Origin of the sequence: Bacteroides sp. 1_1_30, assembly GCF_020982715.1 — a bacterium.
Classification (GTDB): Bacteria; Bacteroidota; Bacteroidia; order Bacteroidales; family Bacteroidaceae; genus Bacteroides; species Bacteroides xylanisolvens.
In genome coordinates this window covers 1-1448 of record NZ_JAJKHN010000204.1, presented here as the reverse complement: position 1 = coordinate 1448, position 1448 = coordinate 1, and the positions used below count along the sequence as shown (strand labels likewise).

Below are 1448 nucleotides of genomic sequence, written 5' to 3'. Positions count from 1 at the left end.
CCAGCCTTCTTCCTTTTCCTATTGACAGAAGTCTTCTTGTCTTCATCCTGATAATTCTTCAAAATGGTCAATGCCATTTTAGTTAAAGTGGAAAAGTTTTGTGCCGAATTCATCATTTTTCTTCCATCATCTTCATTAAATGTAACATCCAACTGCCAATGCAATCCATTTTCTACCGCCCAATGCTTTCTCTTATATTTAAGAATAAGCTCTGGATTGTTCACTAATGAAGAGATGAAACAATGTTTCTCATTCTGTATTTCCCCTGTGGCTATATTTATTTTCTCGGTCTTTATTATTCCATAAGTCCTAAGATTCTTCCAATCGCGATAACAGAACCCTAATCTACTGGGTTCAGAGCAGGATATGCAGGTCCTTGTCACCATAAATCCATGACCTTCTGTGGTTTCTTCAGCTCTTTTGATAAAATCATTTTCTCTTCCGGAAATTAGCAAGTACTCCGCATCGTTTTCGATATTTTCCCTTAGTTTTAAATGATTATCTTTCACCTCTAAAAGATAATCGGCTTGTTTCTCTGCTATTTTTTCTACAATCTTCTTTTGGGTGCCAAGTGCATCGATGGTAACTACATCTCCTTGTCGTATATCAATGTCGTCCAGTAATTTGGGTATTGCTACTATTTCATTCTCTTTTATTGAGACCCGTTCCTGCCCTAATGACAGACTCATATCGGAAAGAAAGGCACTGACAATATGAAGTTTGGCTGATGCTGCTTGCTCCTTTGTTATTTTACCCGCTGACTCTTGTACCAGTTTATCAGCATTGATGGCACCACAGATCGTTTTCCCGTCAATAGCTATATGTCTATTCGTATAAAGATCATTACCCTCACCTATTTGAACTTTCGACCAGTCGCAATCTTCTATGGACGGTGAATCACCTCTCATATTACAGGCCCATTCTCTGTAACAACTCTCTAATCTTTCTGTTTTTATGATACAAAAAAATCGGCGTAATGTATCATGTGAGGGGGTAGTTTCTAAATCCGGTATGAATCTCCTAAGAAAATCTTTCTTATAACGGGCGAAGTCTGCTATATCATTCCAACTCTGACAATCACAAAAAACACCCGATAAAGTGACAAGCATTATCAATTTGCCCGAATAAGTGACTTTATTCTTTTCACGTGGGTCTATTGTATCAATAGCTTCAGACATACTAGCCATATGACGTGCCAATTCGTCATTTATTAAAAAATCTTTTGCAATCTTATCCATTACTGTTTATTATTTAGACGTGAAGATAATGAAATACCAGAATGAATACAATATAAATAATCAATATATCAATTGAAGAAGCCCGAAGATTAAAAAGGATGAAAGCAATAGGTGGCATGACCATGTAAAGTTGTGACACGTCTATATGAGGAAAAGTAACTAGGAAGACTTTATTTATTATTAGATATACAAGAGTATTGCCATTAAATA

General features: G+C 36.1%; 1 protein-coding gene. It reads right to left on the bottom strand.

All coding sequences use genetic code 11. The annotated features are described in order from the left end of the window. The coding region (locus LPH68_RS26175; protein ID WP_151923937.1) for an ISAs1 family transposase at nt 1–1238 on the bottom strand (1238 nt) is incomplete at its 3' end. Nucleotides 1239–1448 lie beyond the last annotated feature (210 nt).